2 tRNA genes and 3 rRNA genes are annotated in these 5,777 nt (G+C 52.2%); all 5 read right to left on the bottom strand.

The features are described 5' to 3' along the window. Positions 1 to 57 precede the first annotated feature (57 nt). The 5 genes from rrf to N5D30_RS25845 all read right to left on the bottom strand — a co-directional run bounded on the left by rrf (position 58) and on the right by N5D30_RS25845 (position 5,258). Positions 58 to 173 (bottom strand): 5S ribosomal RNA (gene rrf, locus N5D30_RS25825). A gap of 141 nt (positions 174 to 314) precedes the next feature. Next, positions 315 to 3,206, bottom strand: a 23S ribosomal RNA gene (locus tag N5D30_RS25830). 238 nt (positions 3,207 to 3,444) lie between these two features. Beyond that, positions 3,445 to 3,520 (bottom strand) — tRNA-Ala (locus N5D30_RS25835). Positions 3,521 to 3,551: 31 nt separating this feature from the next. Further along, positions 3,552 to 3,628: transfer RNA gene (locus N5D30_RS25840), tRNA-Ile, on the bottom strand. Positions 3,629 to 3,721: 93 nt separating this feature from the next. Continuing rightward, positions 3,722 to 5,258 (bottom strand): 16S ribosomal RNA (locus N5D30_RS25845). Together the 16S, 23S and 5S rRNA genes with 2 tRNA genes alongside form the textbook arrangement of a ribosomal RNA operon. Positions 5,259 to 5,777 lie beyond the last annotated feature (519 nt).

Below are 5,777 nucleotides of genomic sequence, written 5' to 3' on the forward strand. Positions count from 1 at the left end.
GCCCATAAAAGCCCAAACCCCCACCCGATTGCTCGGATGGGGGTTTGGGTGATAGGAGCTTGACGATGACCTACTCTCACATGGGGAAACCCCACACTACCATCGGCGATGCGTCGTTTCACTACTGAGTTCGGGATGGGATCAGGTGGTTCCAACGCTCTATGGTCGTCAAGCAATTCGGTTGCTGTATCGGTGTTGAGTCGCTACAGCGAATTGGGTATGTGATGTCTTGGCTTTGCGGTTCTTAAGCGAACTTTCGGTTCGTTTGTCGACTTCACCATCGACCCACAATCGTCAGATTGTTTGGGTGTTATATGGTCAAGCCTCACGGGCAATTAGTATGGGTTAGCTCAACGCCTCACAGCGCTTACACACCCCACCTATCAACGTCGTAGTCTTCGACGGCCCTTTAGGGAGCTCAAGGCTCCAGTGAGATCTCATCTTGAGGCAAGTTTCCCGCTTAGATGCTTTCAGCGGTTATCTTTTCCGAACGTAGCTACCCGGCGATGCCACTGGCGTGACAACCGGAACACCAGAGGTTCGTCCAACCCGGTCCTCTCGTACTAAGGTCAGCCCCTCTCAAATCTCAAACGTCCACGGCAGATAGGGACCGAACTGTCTCACGACGTTCTAAACCCAGCTCGCGTACCACTTTAAATGGCGAACAGCCATACCCTTGGGACCGGCTTCAGCCCCAGGATGTGATGAGCCGACATCGAGGTGCCAAACACCGCCGTCGATATGAACTCTTGGGCGGTATCAGCCTGTTATCCCCGGAGTACCTTTTATCCGTTGAGCGATGGCCCTTCCATACAGAACCACCGGATCACTAAGACCTACTTTCGTACCTGCTCGACGTGTCTGTCTCGCAGTCAAGCGCGCTTTTGCCTTTATACTCTACGACCGATTTCCGACCGGTCTGAGCGCACCTTCGTACTCCTCCGTTACTCTTTGGGAGGAGACCGCCCCAGTCAAACTGCCCACCATACACTGTCCTCGATCCGGATGACGGACCAGAGTTAGAACCTCAAGCATGCCAGGGTGGTATTTCAAGGATGGCTCCACGCGAACTGGCGTCCACGCTTCAAAGCCTCCCACCTATCCTACACAAGCAGGCTCAAAGTCCAGTGCAAAGCTACAGTAAAGGTTCACGGGGTCTTTCCGTCTAGCCGCGGATACACTGCATCTTCACAGCGATTTCAATTTCACTGAGTCTCGGGTGGAGACAGCGCCGCCATCGTTACGCCATTCGTGCAGGTCGGAACTTACCCGACAAGGAATTTCGCTACCTTAGGACCGTTATAGTTACGGCCGCCGTTTACCGGGGCTTCGATCAAGAGCTTCGCTTGCGCTAACCCCATCAATTAACCTTCCGGCACCGGGCAGGCGTCACACCCTATACGTCCACTTTCGTGTTTGCAGAGTGCTGTGTTTTTAATAAACAGTCGCAGCGGCCTGGTATCTTCGACCGGCATGAGCTTACGGAGCAAGTCCTTCACCCTCACCGGCGCACCTTCTCCCGAAGTTACGGTGCCATTTTGCCTAGTTCCTTCACCCGAGTTCTCTCAAGCGCCTTGGTATTCTCTACCCAACCACCTGTGTCGGTTTGGGGTACGGTTCCTAGTTACCTGAAGCTTAGAGGCTTTTCCTGGAAGCATGGCATCAACCACTTCGCGTCCTAAAGGACACTCGTCATCAGCTCTCGGCATTAAGACCCCGGATTTACCTAAGATCTCTGCCTACCACCTTAAACACGGACAACCAACGCCGTGCTGGCCTAGCCTTCTCCGTCCCCCCATCGCAGTAACTAGAAGTGCGGGAATATTAACCCGCTTCCCATCGACTACGCATTTCTGCCTCGCCTTAGGGGCCGACTAACCCTGCGTCGATTAACGTTGCGCAGGAAACCTTGGTCTTTCGGCGTGCGAGTTTTTCACTCGCATTGTCGTTACTCATGTCAGCATTCGCACTTCTGATACCTCCAGCAAGCTTCTCAACTCACCTTCACAGGCTTACAGAACGCTCCTCTACCGCGTCACTTACGTGACACCCGTAGCTTCGGTGTATGGTTTGAGCCCCGTTACATCTTCCGCGCAGGCCGACTCGACTAGTGAGCTATTACGCTTTCTTTAAAGGGTGGCTGCTTCTAAGCCAACCTCCTAGCTGTCTAAGCCTTCCCACATCGTTTCCCACTTAACCATAACTTTGGGACCTTAGCTGACGGTCTGGGTTGTTTCCCTTTTCACGACGGACGTTAGCACCCGCCGTGTGTCTCCCACGCTCGGCACTTCCAGGTATTCGGAGTTTGCATCGGTTTGGTAAGTCGGGATGACCCCCTAGCCGAAACAGTGCTCTACCCCCTGGAGTGATACGTGAGGCGCTACCTAAATAGCTTTCGAGGAGAACCAGCTATCTCCGAGCTTGATTAGCCTTTCACTCCGATCCACAGGTCATCCGCTAACTTTTCAACGGTAGTCGGTTCGGTCCTCCAGTCAGTGTTACCTAACCTTCAACCTGCCCATGGATAGATCGCCCGGTTTCGGGTCTATACCCAGCGACTAAAGCGCCCTATTAAGACTCGCTTTCGCTACGCCTCCCCTATTCGGTTAAGCTCGCCACTGAATATAAGTCGCTGACCCATTATACAAAAGGTACGCAGTCACCTAACAAAGTAGGCTCCCACTGCTTGTACGCATACGGTTTCAGGTTCTATTTCACTCCCCTCTCCGGGGTTCTTTTCGCCTTTCCCTCACGGTACTAGTTCACTATCGGTCAGTCAGTAGTATTTAGCCTTGGAGGATGGTCCCCCCATATTCAGACAACGTTTCACGTGCGCCGTCCTACTCGATTTCACTTCTAAGACCTTTTCGCGTACAGGGCTATCACCCACTATGGCCGCACTTTCCAGAGCGTTCCGCTAAAATCAAAGAAGCTTAAGGGCTAATCCCCGTTCGCTCGCCACTACTAAGGGAATCTCGGTTGATTTCTTTTCCTCAGGGTACTTAGATGTTTCAGTTCCCCTGGTTCGCCTCTTGCACCTATGGATTCAGTACAAGATACCTAGGTTATCCTAGGTGGGTTCCCCCATTCAGAGATCTCCGGATCAAAGTCTGTTTGCCGACTCCCCGAAGCTTATCGCAGGCTACCACGTCTTTCATCGCCTCTGACTGCCAAGGCATCCACCGTATGCGCTTCTTCACTTGACCATATAACCCCAAGCAATCTGGTTATAGATTCGTAACGTGAAGACGACATTCGCCGAAAATTCGCGCTTGAACTCGCAAATTTTGCCTTGATTTGCTGAATGCAGTGAAACATTCAACAAGTCACTTCTATCACATACCCAAATTTTTAAAGAACAGTTCTGGCGAAAAGACCAGAACTCAACATCCCAACCTGCGTTGGTGGATGCTCAGTTCTGAGCTTTCAGCGATCTCGAGTTAATGGTGGAGCCAAGGAGGATCGAACTCCTGACCTCCTGCGTGCAAAGCAGGCGCTCTCCCAGCTGAGCTATGGCCCCATCTACGGACTTGGCCACATCCCTTGACAATTGGTGGGTCTGGGCAGATTCGAACTGCCGACCTCACCCTTATCAGGGGTGCGCTCTAACCAACTGAGCTACAGACCCAATCGTCTAACTCTCGGGTCTAAACCCAATCGCTTTTCGCAAGTGAATCAAGCAATTCGTGTGGGAACTTATGAAGAAGCTGAAGTCTTCGATTAAGGAGGTGATCCAGCCGCAGGTTCCCCTACGGCTACCTTGTTACGACTTCACCCCAGTCATGAATCACTCCGTGGTAACCGTCCTCCTTGCGGTTAGACTAGCTACTTCTGGAGCAACCCACTCCCATGGTGTGACGGGCGGTGTGTACAAGGCCCGGGAACGTATTCACCGTGACATTCTGATTCACGATTACTAGCGATTCCGACTTCACGCAGTCGAGTTGCAGACTGCGATCCGGACTACGATCGGTTTTATGGGATTAGCTCCACCTCGCGGCTTGGCAACCCTTTGTACCGACCATTGTAGCACGTGTGTAGCCCTGGCCGTAAGGGCCATGATGACTTGACGTCATCCCCACCTTCCTCCGGTTTGTCACCGGCAGTCTCCTTAGAGTGCCCACCATAACGTGCTGGTAACTAAGGACAAGGGTTGCGCTCGTTACGGGACTTAACCCAACATCTCACGACACGAGCTGACGACAGCCATGCAGCACCTGTGTCTGAGTTCCCGAAGGCACCAATCCATCTCTGGAAAGTTCTCAGCATGTCAAGGCCAGGTAAGGTTCTTCGCGTTGCTTCGAATTAAACCACATGCTCCACCGCTTGTGCGGGCCCCCGTCAATTCATTTGAGTTTTAACCTTGCGGCCGTACTCCCCAGGCGGTCGACTTAATGCGTTAGCTGCGCCACTAAGATCTCAAGGATCCCAACGGCTAGTCGACATCGTTTACGGCGTGGACTACCAGGGTATCTAATCCTGTTTGCTCCCCACGCTTTCGCACCTCAGTGTCAGTATCAGTCCAGGTAGTCGCCTTCGCCACTGGTGTTCCTTCCTATATCTACGCATTTCACCGCTACACAGGAAATTCCACTACCCTCTACCGTACTCTAGCTCAGTAGTTTTGGAGGCAGTTCCCAGGTTGAGCCCGGGGATTTCACCTTCAACTTGCTGAACCACCTACGCGCGCTTTACGCCCAGTAATTCCGATTAACGCTTGCACCCTTCGTATTACCGCGGCTGCTGGCACGAAGTTAGCCGGTGCTTATTCTGTTGGTAACGTCAAAACACTAACGTATTAGGTTAATGCCCTTCCTCCCAACTTAAAGTGCTTTACAATCCGAAGACCTTCTTCACACACGCGGCATGGCTGGATCAGGCTTTCGCCCATTGTCCAATATTCCCCACTGCTGCCTCCCGTAGGAGTCTGGACCGTGTCTCAGTTCCAGTGTGACTGATCATCCTCTCAGACCAGTTACGGATCGTCGCCTTGGTGGGCCATTACCCCACCAACTAGCTAATCCGACCTAGGCTCATCTGATAGCGCAAGGCCCGAAGGTCCCCTGCTTTCTCCCGTAGGACGTATGCGGTATTAGCGTTCCTTTCGAAACGTTGTCCCCCACTACCAGGCAGATTCCTAGGCATTACTCACCCGTCCGCCGCTGAATCAGAGAGCAAGCTCTCTTCATCCGCTCGACTTGCATGTGTTAGGCCTGCCGCCAGCGTTCAATCTGAGCCATGATCAAACTCTTCAGTTCAATACTGCTTGGGTTTTGAGAAAACCCTAAACTTGGCTCAGCAATCGCAAATAAACTCTCGAATTCACGAGTGTTACTTGTGTTGCTGATAATCAGTTGACTACCAGTCTTACTTCACAAGCACCCACACGAATTGCTTGATTCAGTTGTTAAAGAGCGTTTCGGCGAAGTCTTTCGTCTCAACCGAGGCCGCGCATTCTACAGCAGCCTTTCAATCTGTCAAGCTGTTTTTGAAGAATTTTTCGTTTCCTCTCAACCGCTTGCGCTTCCGATCAGATCTTCTTCTCGTCAGCGGGAGGCGCATTCTACAGCGTTCAAAACCGCTGTCAACCACCTCTTTCAACCGCTTTCGATCGATTCGACCGAAGCACTGACAGGATCAAACCACCACCCTGTCAGTCCGGCTCATTCTACTCGAATTCGCCGCCGTTGCAATCTCTTTTTTCGTTCAACTCTTTGATTTTCAAGGAGTTTCCCGAGAGGCCTGCACCGGAAGTGGGGCGCATTATAAGGACCTAA

Origin of the sequence: Pseudomonas sp. GD03875, assembly GCF_029840585.1 — a bacterium.
Taxonomy (GTDB): Bacteria; Pseudomonadota; Gammaproteobacteria; order Pseudomonadales; family Pseudomonadaceae; genus Aquipseudomonas; species Aquipseudomonas paralcaligenes.